The 23,645-nt window shown below is 64.5% G+C and carries 12 protein-coding genes; 10 read left to right on the plus strand and 2 right to left on the minus strand.

Annotated elements, in window-relative coordinates; translation table 11 throughout:
• Positions 1 to 271: 271 nt before the first annotated feature.
• Positions 272 to 12,805 carry a filamentous haemagglutinin family protein gene (locus GWE18_RS30700; protein ID WP_275189465.1) on the plus strand — a complete coding sequence of 4,178 codons (12,534 nt, stop codon included), beginning with the start codon at positions 272 to 274 and terminating at the stop codon, positions 12,803 to 12,805.
• A 123-nt stretch (positions 12,806 to 12,928) separates the two neighbouring features.
• Here GWE18_RS30700 and GWE18_RS30705 read toward each other — a convergent pair whose 3' ends face one another.
• Positions 12,929 to 13,879, minus strand: a complete 951-nt coding sequence (locus GWE18_RS30705) for a LysR substrate-binding domain-containing protein (RefSeq protein WP_275189466.1) — start codon at positions 13,877 to 13,879, stop codon at positions 12,929 to 12,931.
• 275 nt (positions 13,880 to 14,154) lie between these two features.
• Between GWE18_RS30705 and GWE18_RS30710 the strand changes: the two genes are divergently transcribed.
• From GWE18_RS30710 to GWE18_RS30750, 9 genes are all read left to right on the plus strand, one after another.
• A complete protein-coding gene (locus GWE18_RS30710) occupies positions 14,155 to 15,186 on the plus strand; it encodes an ABC transporter substrate-binding protein (protein ID WP_275189467.1) in 1,032 nt (343 codons plus the stop codon).
• Between the two features lie 92 nt (positions 15,187 to 15,278).
• Complete coding sequence (locus GWE18_RS30715) at positions 15,279 to 16,322, plus strand: ABC transporter ATP-binding protein (protein WP_275189468.1); 1,044 nt, start codon at positions 15,279 to 15,281, stop codon at positions 16,320 to 16,322.
• 29 nt (positions 16,323 to 16,351) lie between these two features.
• Complete coding sequence (locus GWE18_RS30720; RefSeq protein WP_275189492.1) at positions 16,352 to 17,227, plus strand: ABC transporter permease; 876 nt, start codon at positions 16,352 to 16,354, stop codon at positions 17,225 to 17,227.
• Positions 17,224 to 18,030 carry an ABC transporter permease gene (locus GWE18_RS30725; RefSeq protein ID WP_275189469.1) on the plus strand — a complete coding sequence of 269 codons (807 nt, stop codon included), beginning with the start codon at positions 17,224 to 17,226 and terminating at the stop codon, positions 18,028 to 18,030. The genes GWE18_RS30720 and GWE18_RS30725 overlap by 4 nt, the downstream gene beginning before the upstream one ends.
• Positions 18,031 to 18,049: 19 nt before the next feature.
• Complete coding sequence (locus GWE18_RS30730) at positions 18,050 to 19,189, plus strand: FAD-dependent oxidoreductase (RefSeq protein ID WP_275189470.1); 1,140 nt, start codon at positions 18,050 to 18,052, stop codon at positions 19,187 to 19,189.
• Between the two features lie 44 nt (positions 19,190 to 19,233).
• A complete protein-coding gene (locus GWE18_RS30735) occupies positions 19,234 to 19,530 on the plus strand; it encodes a (2Fe-2S)-binding protein (protein ID WP_275189471.1) in 297 nt (98 codons plus the stop codon).
• Positions 19,527 to 20,945: an NAD(P)/FAD-dependent oxidoreductase gene (locus GWE18_RS30740; RefSeq protein ID WP_275189472.1), complete on the plus strand. Its 1,419-nt coding sequence runs from the start codon at positions 19,527 to 19,529 to the stop codon at positions 20,943 to 20,945. Before GWE18_RS30735 ends, GWE18_RS30740 begins: the two co-directional genes overlap by 4 nt.
• Positions 20,942 to 22,063: an FAD-dependent oxidoreductase gene (locus tag GWE18_RS30745; RefSeq protein ID WP_275189473.1), complete on the plus strand. Its 1,122-nt coding sequence runs from the start codon at positions 20,942 to 20,944 to the stop codon at positions 22,061 to 22,063. The genes GWE18_RS30740 and GWE18_RS30745 overlap by 4 nt, the downstream gene beginning before the upstream one ends.
• Before the next feature lie 19 nt (positions 22,064 to 22,082).
• Positions 22,083 to 22,430 carry a RidA family protein gene (locus tag GWE18_RS30750; RefSeq protein WP_275189474.1) on the plus strand — a complete coding sequence of 116 codons (348 nt, stop codon included), beginning with the start codon at positions 22,083 to 22,085 and terminating at the stop codon, positions 22,428 to 22,430.
• Positions 22,431 to 22,600: 170 nt separating this feature from the next.
• On the opposite strand, the gene GWE18_RS30755 is transcribed toward GWE18_RS30750, so the two are convergent.
• Positions 22,601 to 23,506 (minus strand): response regulator transcription factor, encoded by a 906-nt coding sequence (locus tag GWE18_RS30755; RefSeq protein WP_275189475.1) that lies wholly within the window; start codon positions 23,504 to 23,506, stop codon positions 22,601 to 22,603.
• Between the last annotated feature and the right edge of the window lie 139 nt (positions 23,507 to 23,645).

Genomic DNA, 23,645 nt, shown 5'->3' on the forward strand with positions numbered 1-23,645 from the left:
AGGGACGAGGCGTGGATGTATTCGCGAATTCGCGACAGGCGATGCTTTGGCGGCTTTCAGGCCGTCAGTGGCGATTGCGGATTCTGGATACAGGCTTCCTAGTCGTTCGATCGACGCCTTTCCGACGATTATTTCACTAACCGTTCACGGGTGAACTATGTCCGTCCGCATTGCTACCGCTCGCATCAATTCCACTAGTCGCAACGCCCGTCACGCAGCCTTGCTTGTTGGCGTCAGTGCGGCGGCTCTGTTCCTGGTGAATCCGGCGGCCGTGGCACGTCCATTAGGCGGATCGACGCCGACACCATCCGCGGCGGCAATCGCAGCGGCGCAATCGGGTTCACAGGAAGCGGCAAGGGCAGCAAGCAATTCACTGAAGCGCGCGACACTTGCGATCCAGGCGCAGCAGGCGGCACGCGTTGCCGCGCGAGCGGCACTGAATGCGATGCCCAATATCGTGCCGAATGGTTTGCGGCCTGGTGGCTTGCGGATCGGCGCCGGGGTGATTGGTTCAGATGGAAGCGTCAATACGAACCTGTGGCAGGGTGCGAACCTGCCGACCGAGTTCACCGACGGCGATCGGGTTAAGGTTACCGTCGAGCAGAAGCAGCAGAAGGCGATCCTCACCTGGGACACCTTCAATATCGGTGGCAAGACGGATCTGCGTTTCGACCAGCAGGGCAATCGCGGCTGGGTGGCGTTGAACCGCGTGCTCGGCACGGATGCAAAGCCGAGCCAGATTCTCGGCAACATCAAGGCCGACGGTTCGGTCTATGTCATCAACCAGAACGGCATCATCTTCGGCGGTGCGTCGCAGGTGAATGTCGGTGCGCTGATCGCCTCGACCGCGAAAATCTCGAACGAACAATTTTTGAGCGGAATCTATTCGACGCAGAGCGGCGCGACATGGACGCCGAGCTTCACCGATGCGGCGGCGCTCCTCGGCAACGGCACTGGCGGCGGTGTCGTCAAGGTCGAGGCGGGTGCACAGATCGCAACGCACGCGCCGGCGTCGGTGACATCGGGTGGCGGCCTCGTCCTGCTGATCGGCGGTGAGGTGATCAATGCCGGCTCAATCACGACTCCGAATGGCCAGACTCAGCTTGCGGCCGGCGACGACTTCGTATTGCGACGCGGCTACGGCACCGAACAGAACATTTCTTCTACTACCCGCGGCAACGAGATCGCACCGTTGTTCAATGCTGGGAGCTTCGCCGGGCTTGTCAGCAACGACGGTATCATCTTCAGCGCGCAGGGCGATATTACCTTGGCCGGAAGAACGATCGAGCAGAGTGGCGTGCTCGTCGCTTCCACGTCCGTCAACACGCGCGGGACGATTCATCTTCTCAATTCGGGGACCGATACGCTTGGCAGCGTCACGCTCGGTGCCAATAGTGTCACCATCATCATCCCCGAATTCGAGAGCGAGGAGACCGCGCTCAACTCCCAGCGCGATGCGCTGATCGAAGCTTCTCAAGAAGCCAACCTGCAGCGCGCCGCGGCGGCGGGTGGCCCCTTCAACAATCTGTCGCTCTTGGCCGACCGGCTCGACCAATCGCGCATCGAGATAGTCACCGGCGGCAATGTGATCTTCAAGGGTGGTGCGACGTCGGAGACCGGTTCGCTCACCACCGCGCAGGGCGGTCAGGTTGCGGTGTCGGCTGGCGGGCGCATCTTCACCGAGAGCGGATCGACCATCGATGTGTCGGGCGTGCGCGACGTCGTGCTGGCGATGTCGGCTAACAACATCCTGGTCAATATCCAGGGCAACGAACTGCGCGATTCGCCACAGAACCGGGACACTAATTACCTGAAGAACGCAGATGTCTGGGTCGATCTGCGCGATCTCATTTTCGTGCCATCAGGCACCGGTGGGTATGACGGCGACCGCTATTACACGCCCGGCGGGCTGCTCGAAGTTGGCGGCTATCTCGCCAATACCGCGCACAAGATCGGTGAATGGACCGCGGTGGGCGGTACGATCACGCTATCGGCGCCGGAGGTGATTGCGCAGGCGGGATCGGTGTTCGACATATCCGGCGGTTCGATCCGCTACGAAGGCGGCTATATCCGCACATCTAACTTCCTCGGCGAGGACGGGCGGACCTACAACATCAACAACGCTCGCGCAGACATGACCTTTTACGGGCTCGGGCAAGGGTTTGTGCGCAAGAGCGAGCGCTGGGGCATCACCGAGGTCTGGATGAGCCCGTTTGGGCGGGGTTCTGTCAGCACCCGCTGGGAGCCGGGCTACGTGGTCGGCCGTGACGCCGGCTCTCTAATCCTCTCCACGCCGACCGCTATCTTCGAGGGCAGTATTGTCGCCGACGTCATCCAGGGCGAGCGCCAAGTCGATGCGCCCCCTACCGGCATCTATGACGGTTATAAGGTCGGCCAGAACACCGTTGCCCAAGCCGGAACGCTGGCACTCGGGCAATATGGCGCGCTTGGACGGATCGGGGCCTATACGAGCGACGTGCGAATCGGCGATGTGGCCAATATCACCGAAAGTCTCGATGCGTCCGCGATCGTACCCTCGGCCCGAACCGGCACGCTCTGGCTCGATGCATCTCATCTCAACGAGCAGAAACTCGGCGGGCTGACGCTCGCCACGCACGACACGATCGCGATTAACAATGACCTGACCCTTGCGGAAGGGGGCGCGCTCGAGCTCGTCGCGCCCGTCATCGACATTAAAGCCAACGTGACGGCCCCTAGCGGCTCGGTCACGGCGAGCAATCAATTGACGACGCGCGAGCTTCAAGGAGCGTTGGTCTTCACGCGGACGACCGACCTGTCGAAGGACGGCTTGGCGAGCGTGATGCTGCGCAGCGGCGCCACGATCGATACAAGCGGCGTGTGGACCAATGCGCTCCTCGATCGGAGCAATATGCGCGGCCTCGCCTTCGTTGACGGTGGCGATGTCGTGCTGCGATCGACCGGCAATGTGACGCTGGAGGCCGGATCGCGGATCGACACCTTCTCCGGCGGTGCCATTCTTGCCGGCGGCAAAACACGTGGTGGCAAGGGCGGAGACCTGTCCCTGCTTGCCGGATTCAACGGTGGTCGCGGCAACCTGACGCTGAACGGGGCAATCGCCGGCTACGGCGTCGAAGGCGGCGGCGCGCTGTCTCTCTCCACCGCAAGCCTCGTTGTGATCGGCGATGCGAGCTATGAGATCGGCGACACATTGCCCGCCGGCAGCGTCACGCCGGCGGACGTGACGTTGACAGAAGCCTTGTTCATTCCGGCGGGGACGCCGCTTCCTGCTACCTACAACCAGACCGTCACCACGATCGCGGTGGGCGCGACTCTGCCCACCGACGTGCCCTTTATCACGACAACGGTCGCTGCTGAGTGGGTGGTGCCCGCCGGTGCAGTCAGCATCGCGTACGTAAGGCCCGGAACGTCGGCCGTGGTAGCGGCGCCGCCCGGCACCGTCATCCCTGCCGGCTCGACGGTGCGTGGATATAGCACGCAAACACCTGTCCTGCCCGGCGGCTATGTGCTGCCCGCCAACGCCTTTCCAACGGGGCTGAGGCTGACCACGCCGCAAGTCATGACCTACATGCCGGGGACGCCTGCGCCGGTGGACGTGACCATCGCGGCCGGCACGATGATCCGGGCCGGAACGCTTCTGCCGGCGGAAGCCCGGATCGAGCCGCTAGCGACGCTTCATGTCGCCAATGATCTTCTGAGCCGCGGATTCTCCAAATACTCAATCAACGGGCAGCGCGGCTTGCTCGTGGCGTCGGGCGCCGCGGTTGCGCCGGTGATGCCGGTCTATCGGTTTACCGCCGACGCCTACGGCACACCGAACGGCAGCAACGTGTTCAGCCTCTGGCTGCCCGAGATCTACACGCCGGATCCCGTCAACGGGACGCTCACCCAGCGCGGTGGGGTCAATCTTGAATTGCTGTCGGGCAGCAGTGTGGGCATGAACGCCAGCGCGCTCTCGGGCGGAGGCGTGACGATCGCGGAGGGCGCGTCGATCACCGTCGATCCCGGCCGAAAGGTCAGCATCGCCAGCGGCGGGCAGATCACCATCGACGGCACGATCACCGCCCATGGCGGCGAGATCACCGTCCTGAATACCAACTGGTTCAGCAATAAGGACGTCGGCGGGCTTTCGGTCTGGATCGGCGAGCATGCACGGCTCGACGCCTCGGCGCGGGCGGTCACCGCGGTCGATATCCGGGGGCAGCTCTATGGCGTGGTGCCGGACGGCGGCAAGGTCGTTCTCGGCAGCCTCGGTGGAGAGGACACGGCGGACGCCAATGCCTATCTTTCCTCCGACGCCTATGTCGTGGTGCGCGAGGGCGCGGTGATCGACGTCTCGGGCGCCAGCGCGCCGCTCGACGTCATCTCCTTCGGTGCGGCCGGGCAGAGCACGTCCGTGCGCCGCACAGTCGCCAGCAATGGCGGTAGCATCGTCCTGGATTCCTATCAGGGCATCTACAATGATGGCACGCTGCTTGCCCATGCCGGTGGTGCCGGCGCCTCGGGCGGTACGCTGACGATCAATTTCGAAGCGCCGATCTACGGCTATGCGCCGGGCGACATCGTGCCTTCGCGCCTGCAGGCGGGCCGGGCGCTGCGTATCTCCCAGACAAGGCAGCCGAGCGCATTGCCGGCCGGTCTCAAGGCTGGCGCGGCCCATGACGGCCTCAGGCCCGGTTATGCGAGCCTGAGTGACGAACAGGTCGCGGAAGGCGGCTTCGACAATCTCTCACTGTTCGCACGCACGGCCATCGTGTTCGAAGGTGACGTGAATCTCACTGCCGGCCGCAGCATCGCGCTGCGCACGTCGGGCCTTTACAATTCCGTCGAGGGTGCCAACGCGACGGTGTCCGCGCCATATGTCATGCTGGACGGACAGTTCCTGCGGCAGGCTGGACAGTTCAGCGTGCTTCCCTCGATCCTGCCGGTCTATCCAACGACGGGGACACTGACCGTTCATGGCGGGCTGATTGATATCGTCAACCGCATGAACGCGCATGTCGCAAAGCTCACGCTCGACAGCGACACCGATCTGCGCTTCCTGGCCTATAACCGGACGCCGACCAGCGGTGCGGCCGGTGATACGACGGCACTCGGCGTGACCGGAGATCTCGATCTGATCGCGCGGCGCATCTATCCCACGACGGGTGCCAAGGTCCAACTCTATGCCGGCGCCGCGATCGATGTGAACGGCGCGCCGCCGTTTGTCTCCGGCGCCGTGAATACCAGCACGATCACGATCGGACGCCACGACGATGCGCCAGTCGCGGCGCCATATTCCGTCTTCGGCTCGCTCAACCTGACGGCCGGGACGATCCGGCAGGGCGGCAATCTGCTCGCCCCGCTCGGCGCGATCTCGCTTGCCGCAGATGACACCCAGACGGTGACGCGAGGTCTCGTCGAATTCCTGCCGGGCAGCCTGACCTCGGTCAGCGCCAAGGGGCTGGTCATACCCTATGGCGGTACTGTGGACGGCGTCAGCTTCACCGTCGATGGCAGCGAGCCGGTGCCTTACGACCTGCTCACCGGAACGATCGTAAAGGATGCGGACGGCAATATTCTCAACAACAGCCGCAGCGGACGCCTCGGCATCACCGTAACGGGCACCAATGTGGTGAGTCATACGGGCTCGGTGCTCGACCTCTCCGGCGGCGGCACGCTGGCGGGCGCGGCCTTCGTCTCCGGCCGCGGCGGCTCGGTCGACGCGCTGGTCAACGCGCTCGCCGACGCCAATCCCGGCTATAGCTTCAGCAAGTCCGGGAACCCCGTCTACGCCATCGTGCCGGGCGCCGGCATCGCGCCGCCTGCCGGCGGCTATTCGACGGCCTGGACCGGCGCGGCGCCGGGCATCGGCGAGCAGATCACGATCCCGGCCGGCGTGCCGGGCCTGCCGGCTGGCACCTACACGCTGCTGCCGGCAAACTACGCGCTGTTGCCCGGCGGCTATCGTATCGAGCTCGGCGCGCGCGGGACGACAGGATTTGCCGCAGCTCAGTCGATGCCGAACGGTTCCTATATGACGAGCGCGACGCGCGGCGTCGCCAACACTTCGATCAGCGACGCGCTGCTGACCCGCGCCATCGTCACGCCCGGCGCGACTTTGCGCACTTATTCGCAATACAACGAGCAGGGCTACGAGGCTTTCCAGCTCGCGCAGGCGGCGACCTTCGGCGTGGCCCGCCCGTTGATGGCGGTCGACGGCAAGTTCCTGACCTTCAATCTTTCGACATTGGATGCGGGCAGCGCGCCGCGCGTGGAATCGGCGCTCATCTTCGACGGCTTCGCCGATTTCACACCTGGCAAGGGCGGGTATGGCGGCACCCTGGGGGTCTCCGGCGGCGGCGGCGCCAAACGTTCATACGACACCGACATGGTGATCACCGGAGCGGGCAGCACGACGGTCCGCAGCAGCAGCGTCACGACAATTGCCGCCTCCGAAATCGCCGATGTCGGGGCGCCCAACCTCTATGTCGGCTCCGCGCCTGGGACCAAGTATAGCGCCGGAAGTCCTGTCTTCGAACTCACTCTCAACGATGGCCTTGTCCGCTCGCTTACCCTGGAAAGCGGGGTTGTGCTGACGGGTTCGCAGGTCATCCTTGCCGCTCAGGACGGCGGCATCACGGTGAAGTCCGGTGCGTCGGTCAATACGCTCGGCCATGGCTTGACGGCGCCGGACACGGTCGCCACCGGCATTCTGTTCAGCGCGCCGGCGCTGCTCGTGGTCTCTAACGGCTCGATCTCTCTCGAACCGTATCGGCTCAACACGACGTCGAGGATCACGCTCGAGGACGGCTCCTCACTCTACAGCGAAGGCTCGATCGCCTTCACCGCCGGGCAGGGGGTCGTCATGCAAGACGGCGCCCGTTTCGGCACGCGCGACCTCGAACTGGCGCTGCCTTACATCAATATCGGCACGGCGGAGCAGCTTGCGGCCGCGGCGGCCGCCGGCATCCTGCCGGGCGGGCTGTCGCTCGACCAGGCGCTGCTCGACAGGCTGGTGCAGGGCGATCCGGCAACCGGCGCGCCGGGCATGAAGAATCTCATTCTGGCGGCTGGAAACTCGGTCAATTTCTATGGTTCCGTGAACCTCTCCACGCTCGATGAGAACGGCAAGTCGGTCCTCGAAAGTTTCGTGCTGAGCACGCCCGCGATCTACGGCCACGGCAGCGCCAATGACAGCGTCACGCTGACCACCGACCGGCTGGTCTGGTCGAGCCGTTCGCTGCGGACGGGCTCGACCGGGACGGGCCAGCCGATCTATTCTCCCGCCGCGCCCGGCGCGATCATCGCCAACGGGCCGGGCACCGGCCATGGCGTATTCAATGTCGACGCGCGCGAGATCGCCTTCGGCTATCTTGAGCACGCGCGGCCGCTCAACACGGTCCAGTTCAACCGGCTTATGCTCGGCTTCGAGACCGTCAATCTCAACGCCTCGCAGCGCATCACGTCGAACAACATCAACACGTTCGCGGTTTGGCAAACCGGGGCGAATCCGACATCGTCCTTCGATGCCGCCACCTACAGGGGTGAGCAGGCCACGCTGAACCTCGTCACGCCATTGCTCACCGCCGATAGCGCATCGACGCTGTCGATCTATGCCGGCGGCGCGCTACGCGTCGTCGCGCCGCAGGGCGCGCCCGCCGGCATCGCTTCGGTTGACACGCTCGGCGCCACCATCAATCTCGCCTCCGTCCAGGGTTCGGTCCTACTCGACACGGCGGTCGGGTTGCCCTCCGGCAAGTTAAAGGTGACTGCGGACCAGACCATTGAGATGGGTGACGGGGCGCGCATCGATTTGGCCGGCCGCGCCATCCCCTTCAAGGACGTGACCAAATATTCGTGGGGCGGCGACGTCATCCTGGAAAGCGCGCATAGCAGCATCGTCGTCCATAATGGCGCGACGTTCGATGTTTCCGCGGTGAACAACCATGCCGGCTCGATCACGCTGTCGGCCACAGACGGAGCCACCGGTGGCGGCATCGTCTTCGTCAATCAGGACGGCACGCCGCTGTCCTCCCTCGACGGCATCTTCAAGGGCTCGTCAACCACAGGATACGAGAGCGGCTCATTCAAGCTCGGCGCGCACTTCGTCGGCCCGACAGGCACCCAGAGCGAAAACTTCGCCCGTATCAACACCGCCCTGAACGCCGGCGGGTTCTTCCAGACGCGCGAATTCGCCTTCAAGCAGGGCGATCTCGCCATCGGCAATGAGGTAAAGGCGCGCAATGTTGTCATTTCGGTGGATAATGGCAGCCTGACCGTCAACGGCCGGATCGACGCCAGCGGCGCCGCACCGGGCTCCATCCGGCTCTCGGCCAAGAACGGTCTGACGCTCGCGTCCACTGCCGTGCTCGACGTGCATGGCACCGAGCTGCAGACCGACAGCGACGGCGTCGCCATCGAGGCGAAGAACCGCGGTCGCATCGAGCTGACCGCGACGACGGGGTGGCTGCGGCTCAACGAAGGCGCGACTTTGGATCTGAGGTCGCCGGACGGCGCGGCTCGCGGCAAGATCGTGCTCAATGCCCGCCGCACGAGCGAGACAGGCGGAGACGCGCAGATCGATGCCGCAAGTCCGCTGAACATCCAAGGCACGGCGGAGATCGCGCTGAACGCCTTCTGGAGCTATTCGCCGACCGACGCCGACGGCAGCATCGTGCAAGACAACGGTAGCTCGAACCCGGTGGGTGCGGACGGGGTGGTCGGCCTCAATCAGATCGGTGCGCGCAACGCTCAGTTCATCAACGCGGCGCTGGCCAATTCCGGTCTCGCCGCCCGCACCGCCGGCCTGTCGGCTTACGGTGACGCCTATCATCTGCGGCCGGGCGTCGAGATCGACGGCCGTTCGTCGTCGAACGGCAACCTCACGGTCAAGGGCAATCTTGATCTTGCGAGCCTGCGCACATCGGACGAGACCTACAGCGCCACGGAATCGGGCTCGCTCGTCATCCGCGCGCCCGGCAACCTCACCGTGAACGGCAGCATCACGGACGGCTTCGGCAATCCGGTCGCGAATCCGAACGACATAAAGAATATCAACGAGACGCTGACCAGCCCCCGGACGCTGACCGAGGCCATCACCTCCGGCGCATCGACCATTCCGCTCACGGAGACGGTGACCTTCGACTTCATCGCAGGAACGGGCAATTCCGTTCAGCGCGGCGGTGTCGCGATCCCGTTCGAGTACACGGGTGCGGGCCTGACCGTTCGCGCCGATATGGTGCCCGACGGCACCTGGACGTTGACCGGGTCGATCAAGCTTGTCGCCAACCTGCAGCTTCCCACATCGGTTCCGGACCGCACCGTCGTGGTGCCGGGTCCGGGCGGAACGACGACATACCGCGTGGGTGACTTCATACCGGCGGGCACCATCCTGCCGGTCGGGACCAAAATCAATATCGGTTTTCTCAATGGTAATTCCACCAACTTTATCCTTCCGATCAATACGGTCTACGGCGCCGGAACCACGCTTCCGCGAACGAACGCCACCACTGTAGGCACGCATACGATCGGGGTCGGCACGGTCATTCCGAAGAATATAAACCTCGCCGCCGTCATGGGTGGCGACAAGGTCACGCTGCAGGCCGGCCAGACGCTGCCGGTCGATACCCTCCTGCCTGCGGGAATGAAGCTCATCGCGGTGTTGCCCATCACCAATCATGCGCGAGCGCCGATGCTGGCGCCGGGCAGCCAGTCCTGGTCGATCCGCCTCGTCAGCGGCGCCGACAGCGCCAGCGCGGACACAAGCGCGGTGCAATCGCTCTCAGTGATCGGGGTGGGCGGCAACATGCTGCTCTCCAACTCCCTCATCAACGCGGCCGGCAACGTTCTGCCGAGCGTGATCCGTACCGGCACCGGCGATCTCGATCTTATCGCCGGGCGTGATCTCACGCAGGACACCTCCTTCGGCATCTACACCGCCGGCACCCAGATCGATGCCGGCGGCGCCTATTCCGGCGTCACCTCGCAGAGCGGCTATTTCACTGAAGGTGCCGGCGATCTGACCATCACGGCCGGACGCAATCTCACGGGCTCTCTCCAACTGAACGATGTTGCGGGTGCGGGCCTGAACAGTTACTCGGTCGGCAACTGGCTGGTGCGCCAGGGCGACGCCGCGACGCCGGCGGCCTGGGGCATCCGCTTCGGGGCCTATGGCGGGCCCAGGGCCGACATCTTCTATGGCTTCTCCGGCTTCGGCACTCTGGGCGGCGGCAATCTGGCGGTCGACGTCGGCGGCGATGCCGGCGTGCTCGGCGCGATCGACAATCCCGGCAGCACGACTCGGGCCAGCACCGGCCTCGTCTTCGCCGTGGGCGGAAGCGGCCGCGTGACCTCCGTGACGAAGACGCCGGACGGCGTCGTGACCGGTGGCACGTTGCTGCAGACCGGCGGCGGCGACCTCTCCGTCGATATCGGCGGCCGGCTCAACCCGTCCACCATATCCACTGCCAACGACGATCTCAACGGCTCCTTCACCAATCTGCGCGGCGACATCGCCGTCAAGGCCGGCGCCATCGGCTCGGCCCTGCTGGCCTACGGCGTCGGCGCACCGAACGATCCGCGGGCCGTCGATCTCTATCGGGCGACGATGCTGCAGACTGATGGCGGCGTCGGCGGGCCTGTGGTCGTCATCGGCGACGGATCGGCCAGCCTGCAGGCGCGCGGCGATCTTGTCTTCGGCGGCGCTGGCGATCCGGGCATGATCTATCCCAGCGGCATCTCCGTCATCGGCCCGGCCTTCTCGCTGTGGCGCTCGGACACCGCGATCACGCTGCTCTCCGCCGGCGGCAACATGGTGCCGCTGAACCTTTCGGGCTCCTCCGCCCAGAACGAGCTCTGGACCAGCGAGGACACCAGCGCGAACCGCGCCATGCTGCCGCCGATCTTCGAGGCGGTCGCGGCGCAGGGCAGCCTGTACTGGGCGGGTAGGTCGCGGATCGAGCTCGCGCCCTCCCGCGAGGGCTATCTGGAGCTTCTGGCGGGAGACTCGATCCACGCGGCCGCTTTCGGCATCGGGTCCGCCGGCACTAACGCATCCGTGCCGGCGGCCTGGATTGTATCGGGCGCGCTGACGGATCCCAACTCGATCCCCAATCCGTTCCGGCCGGGAACGAGCAGCTCCTATTTCCAGTTCCAGCCGGACACCGTCACCACCAATCTGCACGAAGGCGACGACAAGCTCATTCGCGTCTATGCGCTCACCGGCGACATCGTCAATTTCACGCTCGGCGATCCCACGCCGCAATATGTGAACGGCGAATATCTGCCGCGTTATCGCGCGGCCATGCCGGCCCGCATCTATGCCGGGCGCGACATCGTCAATTTCGGCAAGAACGCCTATCGCAGTTCGGACTCGAAACTTCAGGATACGCCAAGCCTGATCCTGAACAACGACGCGACCGATGTCTCGATCATCGAGGCCGGCCGCGACATCCTCTACGCGCAGGTGCAGGTCGCCGGTCCCGGCTCGCTCGAAGTCGTCGCCGGGCGCAACCTCTATCTTGGCGACAAGGGCTCGATTGTCTCCATAGGCCCTGTGGCTGCGGGCGACAGCCGTCCCGGCGCCTCGATTCTGATGCAGGCCGGCGCCGGTGCGGCTGGGCCGAACTATGCGGCGCTGCACGTCTATCTCGATCCGGCCAATCTCGCGGTGACCGGCACGCCGCTCGCCGATCAGCCGGGCAAGGTCGCCAAGACCTACGAGCAGGAATTGAGGACCTGGTTGAAAGAGCGTTTCGGCTATGACGCGGCGAGCGATGAAGACAGGCGCGCCTATTTCGCAACGCTCGCGCCGGAGCAGCAGCGCATCTTCTTGCGCGGCGTCTATTTCGCCGAGCTGAAGGCAGGCGGGCGCGAATACAACGATCCCGCGAGTAGCCGCTTCGGCTCCTATCTCCGCGGCCGCGACGCCATCGCCGCGCTGTTCCCCGACGAGCCGGCCTATGACGGCAATATCACCATATTCGGTGGCTCCGGCGTGCGCACCGAATTCGGCGGCGACATCCAGATGTTGACGCCGGGCGGTCAGCAGGTGGTCGGCCTCGAAGGCGTCGTGCCTCCCGCGAGCGCCGGCATCGTCACCCAGGGCGCGGGCAACATCCAGATGTACTCCAAGGGCTCGATCCTGCTCGGCCTGTCGCGCATCATGACGACGATGGGCGGCGACGTGCTGGCCTGGTCAGCGGAAGGCGACATCAACGCCGGCCGCGGCGCCAAGACGACGATCGTCTATACCCCGGCACGGCGGGTCTACGATGATTACGGGAATGTCACGCTATCGCCGAATGCGCCGTCCTCGGGTGCGGGCATCGCCTCGCGCAGCTCCATTCCGGGCGTGCCGGGCGGCAGCATTGATCTCATCGCGCCCTTGGGCACCATCGACGCGGGCGAGGCGGGCATTCGCTCGGGCGCCGACGTCAACATCGCCGCGCTGCACATCGTCAATGCTGCGAACATCTCGGCGCAAGGCACAACAACGGGTGTGCCGCAGGTCCAGGCACCGAATATCGGTGGCCTCACCGAAGCATCGAATACGGCCGGTGCTGCAGCTCAGCAAGCCGCGACGCCATCGCAAGGTAGCGGCAATGCGCAGCCTTCGATCATCATCGTCGAGGTGCTCGGTTTTGGTGGGGGAACCGGCAGCGAGGATGTAGATCCATCGCAAGAGCAACAGCGTGCGCGGGAACGTAATCAGAGGCGCTCCCAAAATCCCGACAGTCCAGTGCAGGTAGTCGGTGCGGGTTATCTTGACGAAGGTGCGATCAACCAACTGACTCCGGAGGAACGGAAACGTCTCGTTCGGTAACGCGCGTGCTTGCCGAACTCGACTTAATGCATGCGCGTGCCGCGGCTGGACGGAGCGGCGCAACCTGCCATCACCGGCTGCGGGCGGTTCTAGACGAATTCGCTTCGCGTTGAAGACACGCGCCTAAGTCCGGAGTGACGTTCGCCTGTCCACTGCGTCAGTTTTGCGCGACGGGTGTCCGTTTACCTCGCTCAGCGCCTGCCGCATGGCTTCCACCAGGTCCAATGCCACCGGCGAGGGACTGCGCTGCGGCGGAAAAACGGCAGCGAACTCGAAATCGATCCGCGGCAGGAAAGGGCGCACGACGACGCCTCGGCCTTCGAACTCCCGCGCCGTGAATGGATCGCAGATTGCCACGCCGAGTCCGGATGACACCAACCCGCACATGATTTCGGACAGGCTGGTCTCGACCCGAAGAACCCGGCGGACATCGTCGCGATTGAAGGCCTGGTCAATCAGATGACGGCCGGTCGATCCCGCTGTCAGGGACACGAAGGTCTCTCCTTCGAAATCGCGTGGCTGCAGCGTTTCCTTGGCTGCGAGTCGGTGTTCGGCGGGAAGGATCGCAACGCGCGCGGGCGCCGGCAGTCGCACGCACGGTAGACCGGAATGGGCGATCGGCACCTCGGCAAAGCCGATGTCGCACTGGTGGTTCAAAACCCAATCGACCACGATCGGGGAGATGACGCCGAAGAATGACAGGTTGAGGTTTGGTCGTTCCTTCAGGAACCCGCCAGCCAATCGCGGCAGGTAGCCGTTGGACAGCGCCGGCAGGGCCGCAATCCGCAGCGTACCGGTCCGGCGACTGCGGATTTCTTCGGCGGCGGCGGTGATGCGTTCGAGCCCGACGAAGGACCGCTCGACTTCCATATAGAGTGCTGTTGCGGATGCTGTTGGCACAAGGCCGCTGCCGCGTCGCTCGAACAACTCCATTTTGAGCAACGCCTGGAGGTCGCGTAACAGCCGGCTCACGGCCGGTTGCGTCACAGCCATCAGCTTTGCCGCTTCCGTCACGCTGCCTGTCAGCATCATCGCGCGGAAAGCTTCGACCTGCCGCGAATTGATACGCGCCATCAGTGCTCCGTCCATAACATTTCGGCATGTACAAGGTGCCATTATTAATTGGACGGCGAAAGCGGGGATTGCGATCTTTTTCATCAGAGCTGGACAAAGCCAGTTTTTTGGGCAGCGACCCGGTCGCCCCAAAATCTCTCGCAGCCCCACTTTGCGTCGGGCTGCGAGACCGACGAACGGGACGCATGCGCTTCGTTCGAAGGAGGGGACTCGAGCCTGTCGAAATGGGGGTTGCGCGCCGGGTGCACCTCGCACGGTATTGGAGATTGATCCAAATGAAGCAACTCGGCCTTGTGACAGCGACTATTGCGACCCTCGCCCTAACTCCGTCGGCGGTTCTGGCTCAGCAGAAGACACTCTATGTCGCGGGCTATGGCGGCTCCTTCGAGAAGACGATCCGCGACGAGGTCATCCCCGGCTTCGAGCAGAGCAACGGCGTCAAGGTCGAATACGTCGCGGGCAATTCGACCGACACGCTTGCCAAGCTGCAGGCGCAAAAGGGCAACCAGCAGATCGACGTGGCCATCGTCGACGACGGTCCGATGTATCAGGCGATTCAGCTTGGCTTCTGCGGCAAGATCGAAGGCCTTCCTGCGGATCTCTACGAGGCCGCACGTTTCAAGGACGATCGCGCGGTCGGCATTGGTCTGGTCGCAACCGGCTTGATGTACAACACCAAGGTCTTCGCGGAGAAAGGCTGGGCGCCGCCAACCTCCTGGAACGATCTCAAGGATCCGAAGTACCAGAAGCAAATAGTCATCCCGCCGATCAACAACACGTATGGTCTGCACACGTTGTTGATGCTTGCCAGGATGAACGGCGGCAGCGAAGCCAATGTCGACACCGGCTTCAAGACTATCAAGAGTGACATCAATTCCAATGTGCTGGCCTATGAGCCTTCGCCAGGCAAGATGACCGAGCTGTTCCAGTCCGGCCAGGCCGTGCTGGCCGTGTGGGGTACGGGCCGGGTCCAGAGCTTCGCCAATACCGGCTTCCCCGTCGACTTCGTCTATCCGAAGGAAGGCGCGGCCACGCTGCTGACGACCGCCTGTCCGATCACCAAGCCCAACGCGTCACCGCTCGCCTCGGCATTCATCAAGATGCTGCTCGAGCCGAAAACACAGCTCGTGTTGCTGAAGGATTACGGCTACGGCCCGGTGCTGAAGTCGGTCGTGGTGCCGCCGGAACTCGGCAAGATGGCGCCGATCGGCGAGCGCGCCGCAAAGCTCTATACGCCTGACTGGGCGATCATCAACGACAAGCGCGAGGAATGGACCAAGCGGTGGAATCGCGAGGTCGAGCGCTGAGCCCGGGCTCGGCACCGGCAGACAGGATTCGGCGATAGCTCTGCGCAACGCCGCGGGCCCACCATCTGCCACAGCAGCACCTGGAAGCATGCATGTCCTTTCTTGAACTCGACCGAGTCGCAAAACAGTTCGGCCCGCAGACTGTCGTCAATGATTTCAGTCTCACGGTTGGCAAGGGCGAGTTCGTGTCCTTCCTCGGTCCGTCGGGCTGCGGAAAGACCACGACGCTGCAGATGATCGCGGGCTTTCTCGATCCCTCGCGCGGCGCGATCCGGCTGGAGGGACGCGACCTGACCGCGGTGCAGCCGGCCAAGCGCGGGCTCGGCGTCGTATTTCAGAGCTATGCGCTGTTCCCGCATATGACGGCGGCCGAGAACATCGCCTTTGGCCTCGAGATGCGGCGTGTGCCGCGCGCCGAGTGCCGCGAGCGCGTCCGCGCCGCGCTCGAGATGGTCGGACTCGCCGGCTATGAGGAGCGATATCCGCGGCGGATGTCGGGTGGTCAGCAGCAGCGTGTGGCGCTTGCCCGTGCGCTCGTAATCCGGCCGAGTGTGCTGCTCCTCGACGAGCCGCTATCAAATCTGGACGCCAAGCTGCGCGAGGACATGCAGATCGAGTTGCGTCAGATCCAGCGAAATCTCGGCACCACCACGATCCTGGTCACCCACGACCAGAACGAGGCGATGTCGCTGTCCGACCGGATCGTGGTGATGAACCAGGGCCGCATTGAACAGATCGGCACACCGCAGGAGACCTACGAGCGGCCGGCTTCCGCCTTTGTGTCCCAGTTCCTCGGCAAGACGAATGATTTCGCCGCGACGATTGACCTTACCGCTACGCCACGGCGGCTGACCGCCGGCTCCTGGAGCGCGCCGGCACCGGCTGGCGTCGCGGGTCCGGTGACGGTCAGCATCCGCCCCGAGCGGATCGGCTTCGGCGATGCGGGGATCGCGGCAAAGATCGTCACCCGTATCTTCCAGGGCAATCACTGGCTGTTCCAGTGCGAGAGCGAATGCGGCTCAGTGATCGTGATCCGTCAAAATGACGGCCAGCCGCAGCCGGCGGAGGGCGAGGCTGTTCGGCTAGCCTGGCGGCCGGAAGACATGAGCTTGCGTGGCGCTGGAGGTACCGCATGAGCGCAGCCGTCGACACTGCTCCCGCGAATATTGCGGCGACGGCGGACACGCGTGACGGGCGCGCGCCGTGGGCGCTGACCGCGCCGGCGCTGATGCTGTTCGTCGGTGTCCTGGTGATCCCGCTCGCCATGACGGTGATGCTCTCGTTCCACGACTGGGGGCAATACAAAGGCATCGAGCCGATCTTCATCCTGAAGAACTGGCGCGAGATCGCGACCGATCCCTATTATGCCGAGATGTTCTGGCGGACCTTCCGCATCGCGCTGCTGACGACGCTGATAACTGCCATGTTCGGTGCGCCGGAGGCCTACATCCTCAACCGCATGAGCGGACGCTGGAAGAGCTTCTTCCTGCTCGTGATCCTTGGCCCGTTGCTGATCTCTGTAGTGGCGCGCACGCTCGGCTGGGCGCTCTTGTTCGGCGGCAATAATGGCCTCGTCAACAAGTTTCTGATGTCGCTTGGGCTGATCGGTTCGCCGCTGCCGTTCATGTTCACCGAGACCGGCATGGTCATCGCACTCGCGCACGTGATGATGCCGTTCATGGTACTGTCGGTCTGGACCGCGCTGCAGCGCCTCGACCCGCAGATTGAGAATGCCGCCCTCTCGCTCGGCGCCGGCTCCTTCACGATCATCCGCCGCATCGTCCTGCCGCAGATCATGCCGGGCGTGCTATCGGGCGCGATCATCGTCTTCTCGCTGTCCGCCAGCGCTTTTGCGACGCCCGCCATCATCGGCGGCCGCCGGCTCAAGGTCGCGGCGACGCTCGCCTATGACGAGTTTCTCAACACCCTGGACTGGCCGCTCGGCGCAGCCGTAGCGGTACTGCTCCTGGTGGCGCTTGTGCTGATCGTGGTCGGCAGCAACGCGCTGATCGAGCGACGCTATGCCGAGGTGTTCCGATGAGGACGAACGGCCCGCTCGCGCTCATCTTCCATACGATCTTCGTCGTCGTCATGCTGGCGCCGATCGTGGTGGTCTGCCTTGTCGCTTTCACGCCGGAGGGCTACCTGTCGCTGCCAACGACCAGTTTCTCACTACGCTGGTTCAGGAAGATCGCGAGCTATCCCGAGTTCGTCCATGCCTTCTGGGTGAGCCTCGGCTTAGGTGCGCTGTCCTCGTTGGTGGCACTCCTGTTCGCGGTGCCGGCCGCGCTTGCGATCGCCCGCTATAGTTTCCGAGGCCGCGACGCCATCGCAGCGTTGTTCCTGTCGCCGCTGATGATCCCGCATGTCGTGCTCGGCATCGCCTTCCTGCGCTTCTTCACGGCGATCGGCATGGGCGGCAGTTTCGCAGGCCTGCTCATCGCGCATGTCGTCGTGGTGTTCCCGTTCGCGCTGCGGCTGACACTGGCAGCGGCAACCGGCATGGATCGATCTATCGAGATGGCAGCAGTCTCGCTCGGCGCCGGCGGTTGGACATTGTTCCGCCGCGTAACCTTGCCTCTGATCCTGCCAGGCGTCATCAGCGGCTGGGCGCTGGCCTTCATTCAATCCTTTGACGATCTGACCATGACCGTCTTCCTGGCCACGCCCGGCACCGAGACGCTGCCCGTTCGCATGTTCCTTTACATCCAGGACAACATCGATCCGCTGGTGACCTCCGTCTCGGCCAGCGTGATCGCGATCACCATGACCGCCCTTATCCTGCTCGACCGCTTCTACGGGCTCGACCGCGTGCTTGCCGGCAAGAGCGACCCGGGGCGCTAGGAGAACCCAAGGAAAACCCATGTCAAAGGAATATGACGTCGCAGTCGTGGGCGGCGGCCTGCTCGGCTCCGCTATTGCCTGGGGTCTTGGCCGGCTCGGCAAGAATGCCGTTGTTCTCGACGAGGGCGATATCGCCAAGCGCGCCTCGCGGGCAAATTTCGCGCTGGTCTGGGTGCAGAGCAAGGGGCTTGGCATGTCGGCCTATACCGGCTGGACGGTGCGGGCGTCCGAAACCTGGGGCAAGCTCGCCGTCGAATTGAAAGATCAGACCGGGCTCGACGTCGCCCTGCAGCAGAACGGCGGTTTCCACCTGACTCTCGGCGAGGACGAGTTTGCGCAGCGCGCTCAACTTGTCACACGCATGCACAACCAGGTGGGCGCGGCAGATTACAAGATGGAGATGCTGTCGGCGTCGGAGGTCCGAAAGATGCTGCCGCTGATTGGTCCAGAGGTCTCCGGCGGCAGCTTCTGTCCGCTGGACGGGCACGTGAATTCGCTGCGCACCTTCCGCGCCTTCCACACCGGGCTGAAACTGTTCGGCGTCGACTATTTTCCCGAGCGGCCGGTCTCCGTGATCGCCCGGAGCGGCGGCGAATTCCGGCTGTCGACGCCGCAGGGCGAGATCCGCGCCGGCAAGGTTGTGCTCTCCGCCGGCAACGCCAACCAGTCGCTCGCACCGATGGTTGGCTTGTCGGCGCCGATGGGCCCGACGCGCGGCCAGATCGTGGTGACCGAGCGCACCATGCCGTTCCTGCCGCATCCGCTGACCACTATTCGCCAGACCGACGAGGGCACGGTGATGATCGGAGACAGCAAGGAAGATCAACTTGACGATCGCACGCTGAACCATTCGGTGAGCGCCGTGATGGCGGATCGCGCGCAGCGCATGTTTCCTCATCTGGCCCGCCTGAACGTCGTGCGCACCTGGTCCGGCATCCGCGTGATGCCGCAGGACGGCTTCCCGATCTACGATCAGTCGGAGAGTGCGCCCGGCGCCTTCGTCACCTGCTGTCATTCCGGTGTGACGCTCGCCTCCAATCACGCCTTCGAGATTGCCCGGATGGTGGCGGCTGGCGCGCTTGAACCGGAACTTGTCGGCGCGTTCTCGGCTCGCCGCTTTGACACCAACCATGCTGCGACAGGCAGCGGCTACTACTGACATGAGACGACTCCAACGCGAGAGAAGGGGCGAAGAGGCATCCAATGTTCAAACGATTCGACCAGGACAGCAGAAGACCGGTGCACATCGTCGTGGACGGGGCCGCCGTCGCCGCGCGCGAGGGCGATACGGTTTCCGCTGCGCTGCTCGCCTCCGGCCGTGACGTGCGCCGCGCAACCGCGGTGAGCGGCGCGCCGCGCTTGCCCTATTGCATGATGGGCGTGTGTTTCGATTGCCTCGTCACCATCGACGGCATCGGCAATCGCCAGGGCTGCCTGGTGCCCGTCGCCGAGGGCATGCAGATCGAGATCCAAAAGGGCAAAAGGGAGATCGGCCGATGAACGTGGCCCCCAAGCGCGATAGCTACGACGTCGTGGTCATCGGGGCAGGGCCCGCCGGGCTCGCCGCCGCAGCGACCGCGGCCGAAGCTGACCTGTCGACGCTGCTGCTCGACGAGAATGCCGGCCCCGGCGGTCAGGTCTGGCGCGCCATCGCCTCGACCCCGGTAACGGAACGCGACCGCCTCGGCTCCGACTATTGGGCGGGCGCGGAGCTCGTTCGCGCGGTGCGCACGAGCGGGGCCGAAATCATCCAGCGTGCGACGGTCTGGAGCCTTGACCGCCACCTCGAGGTCGGCGTGTCAATCGACGGCGCGTCGTCCCTCGTCAAGGCGCGCCGCGTGATCCTGGCAACAGGCGCGCTGGAGCGGCCGTTTCCGATTCCCGGTTGGACACTTCCTGGGGTGATGACCGCAGGCGCCGCGCAGACGATGCTGAAGTCCTCAGGGCTCGTGCCGGATGGGCAGACGGTGATCGCCGGCCAGGGACCGCTGCTTTGGTTGCTCGCGGCGCAGATCCTGCGCCTTGGTGGCCGCATCGACCGCATCCTCGATACGACCGAGCGTCGAAACTATTTTGCCGCGCTGCCCCACGCCTTCGCCTTCATGACCTCGCCCTATTTCGCAAAGGGCCTTGCCATGATGCGGGAAGTGCGGGCGAAAGTGCCGGTGGTGACCGGAGTGAGCGAACTTTCTGCCGCTGGCGACGGCCGGCTTGCAACCGTGACCTATGCGGCCGGCAGCCGACGCGAGACAATTCCAGCCGAGTTGCTGCTGCTGCACCAGGGTGTGGTGCCCAACGTCAATCTCGCGATGGCGGCCGGGGTCGAGCATCGCTGGGACGACCTGCAGCTCTGCTGGTCGCCGGCTCTTGATCACAACGGCAGCACGTCGGTCGAGGGCATCGCGATCGCCGGCGATGGGGCCGGGATCGGCGGCGCCGAAGCTGCCCTTGTTCGCGGCCGTATCGCGGCGCGCGCTGCGGTCGAGGCGCTGGCACCTGCGGCGGCTGCGACGCTTGCACCGATGGCAACCTTCAGAGCATCGCTGGCGCAGGCCGAGCGCGGCCGTGCCTTCCTCGACACGCTGTTCCGCCCCGCCCGGCAGTTCCGGATCCCCTCAGGCGATACCATCGTCTGCCGCTGCGAGGAGGTCACGGCCAAGGACATTCTCGACGCCGTCGCGATCGGTGCGACCGGTCCCAACCAGCTCAAGGCCTATCGCCGCAGCGGCATGGGTCCCTGCCAGGGCCGGCTCTGCGGCCTGACCGTCACTGAACTGATGGCGCAGGCCCGTGGCAAGAATCCGCAGGAGATCGGCTATTATCGGCTGCGCGCACCGGTGAAGCCGATCACGCTCGCGGAGCTGGCGGCGATGCCGAAGACAGAAGCCGACGTCCAGGCGGTGGTGCGCGGATGACGAAGCTCGCGGATGCCATCATTGTCGGTGGCGGCATCCACGGATGCTCGACCGCGCTTCACATGTGCCTCGCGGGCATGAAGCCGGTGCTGATCGAGAAGGACTATGCCGGCCGCCACGCCTCGGGGGTGAACGCCGGTGGCGTTCGTCAACTCGCACGGCATGTCGCGGAAATCCCGCTCTCGATCCGCTCGATGGGAATTTGGGAGCGGATTGAAGAGCTGGTCGACGACACCTGCGGCTTCGAAAGCCACGGCCAGGTGCTGGTCGCCGAGAACGACGCCGAATTCGATGCCTGTCGCGCGCGCGTCGCCGAGCTGAACGCGCTCGGCTTCACCCATGAGGAGCTGATCGACGGGCCGGAGCTGCGGCGGCTGGTGCCGGCGGTGGCCGAGAGCTGCCCTGGCGGTGTGGTGTCGCGGCGCGATGGCGCGGCCGATCCAGCCAGAACTACCACCGCGTTCCGCCGCAAGGCTGCCGCGCTCGGCGCAACCGTCTGTGAAGGCGTGGCAGCGACCAACATTCGAAAAGAAGATGGGTTGTGGCGGGTGGATGTCGGCGCCGATAGCTATGCTGGGCCGGTGCTCGTCAATGCCGCCGGGGCATGGGCCGGCGGCATCGCCGCGGCGCTCGGCGAGCCGGTGCCGGTTGAGACCGTGGCGCCGATGCTGATGATCACCTCCCGCGTGCCGCATTTCATCGATCCGGTGGTCATCCTGCGTGGCCGCAAACTCTCCTTCAAACAGTTCGCCGACGGCACCGTGCTGATCGGCGGGGGGCATCTGGCAACGCCGGACCAGGATCGAAATGAAACGGTGCTGGACTGGCGCGGCCTCGCCATCAGCGCACGCACCGTGTTCGAGCTATTCCCCGTGATGCGCAGCGCCACCATTGTCCGCGCCTGGGCCGGCATCGAGGCGCGGACGCGCGACGAACTGCCCGTGCTCGGCCCGAGCGCGCGCCACTCGGGGCTCTATCACCAATTCGGCTTTTCGCTGCATGGCTTCCAGCTCGGCCCCGGCGCGGGCGCCGTGATGACGGAGTTGATCGCCAACGGCGGCACCCAGACACGGATCGGCGATCTCAGCATCGACCGCTTTCATCGTTCCACACCCTAGAACCCTAGATGAGGACATCATGAACATCATCCGCAGCATCCGTACGCCGATCATGCACCGCGCAGTTGAAGCCAATGGGTTTGTGTTCGTCGGCGGCACGATCGCCGACGACACCAGCGCCTCGATGGGCGAGCAGACTCGCAACATCCTCGGCAAGATTGCCGGCTATTTGAAAGAGGCGGGCACGGATGCAACCCGCGTCGTCAGCGCCTCGATCTTCGTGACTGATCTGTCCAAGAAAAAGGAGATGGATGCGGCTTGGCTCGAATTTTTCGGCAACCACCTGCCGGCGCGAGCAACGGTCGATGTGGCCGATCTCGGCGGCGGCGCCTTGATTGAGGTAGTTGTCACGGCGCTCAAAGGCTGACCACACGCTGGCCTGCTTGTTGCTGACAGCGGCTGCCGTCCCAGAATCGTGGAGGTCGATGCCTGGCGCGATCTCAAACTGGTTCGAGAGTGGCGCACACTATCAGATATCTGGTGGAGCGCGCCACGCGGGCACGTCGCGGCAAAATTCATCGCCACCACGGTTCATCATCAATGAGGCATGGATGATTTGACCGCCGCGACCGAATCCTGGGTAACCATCTCAGCCAGGCCGTCCGGGACAACGCCGCGGGCGGCGATGGCGACTTGCGTGCGGTTGCAGACGCCCAACTTGCGCATGATCTCGCGGACATGAACCTTGACTGTCGTTTCGGTCATGCCGAGCTTGCGACCGATCACCTTGTTGGGGTCGCCCTGGCAAAGGCACGCGAGAACGGCGTACTGCCGTTCGGTAAACTCGGGTGCATGCCGCGCGCCGTTGGAGCCATTAGACCCATGGGAAGACCCGTTAGAGCCGCGGCTGACGCCGCGGTCGCTCGCCGCCTTGCCGTCGAAAAGGAAGACTTGTTGCTCGTATAGGCCGTCGTCCGGTCCGAGGGGCGGCGCCTGCATCTGTTGCTCGGGGGGCGGGAGTGATTGCTCCTGGGAAAGATCAGGCAGTCTGTATTCGATGGGCGGCGAACTGAGGGACTGGCTGGCCAGGACGGCGGTCGGCGGAAAATAGGTACCGCCATGGAGGACGAACGAAAGGGCCTGCAGCGCGAGCTCGGGCGCCATGGAGTTGCTGAAGTAACCCTGGGCCCCGCAACGCATCGCGGCGAGGACGGTGGCGGGATGTTCATCGTCGGAGACGATGGCGAGCGCGGCGTCCCGGCGAAGCGTATGCAACACCTGTATCTCGGTGAAGACCTCGTAGGGAGAGGGCGCGCCGACGCTGTAAATCAGCATGTCGCATTCGGCGCGTTCGGCAAGCTTCGCGTGCGCTTCGTCAGGATCGAGCGAAATCAGCTCGACGTTTTCATCCCTGGCCCACGGACTTAAGAAGCTCTCCGCGCGGGCTCGCCTAAAGGCCATCGAATCTACAATAAAAACGGTCTTCTTGGGTGGGACCGACATAACGCGCCCCTTAATGTTACATCCTATGATATCGACAGGTTTCTTCCGAGACCCCAAAGGTCGCTATGAAATAGATCACGTAGTATCTTAATTGTGCAGAAAAGTTTACACTCGTTGGAACGAAATGCCAAGATAGGGA

Origin of the sequence: Bradyrhizobium sp. CSA112, assembly GCF_029051645.1 — a bacterium.
Taxonomy (GTDB): Bacteria; Pseudomonadota; Alphaproteobacteria; order Rhizobiales; family Xanthobacteraceae; genus Bradyrhizobium.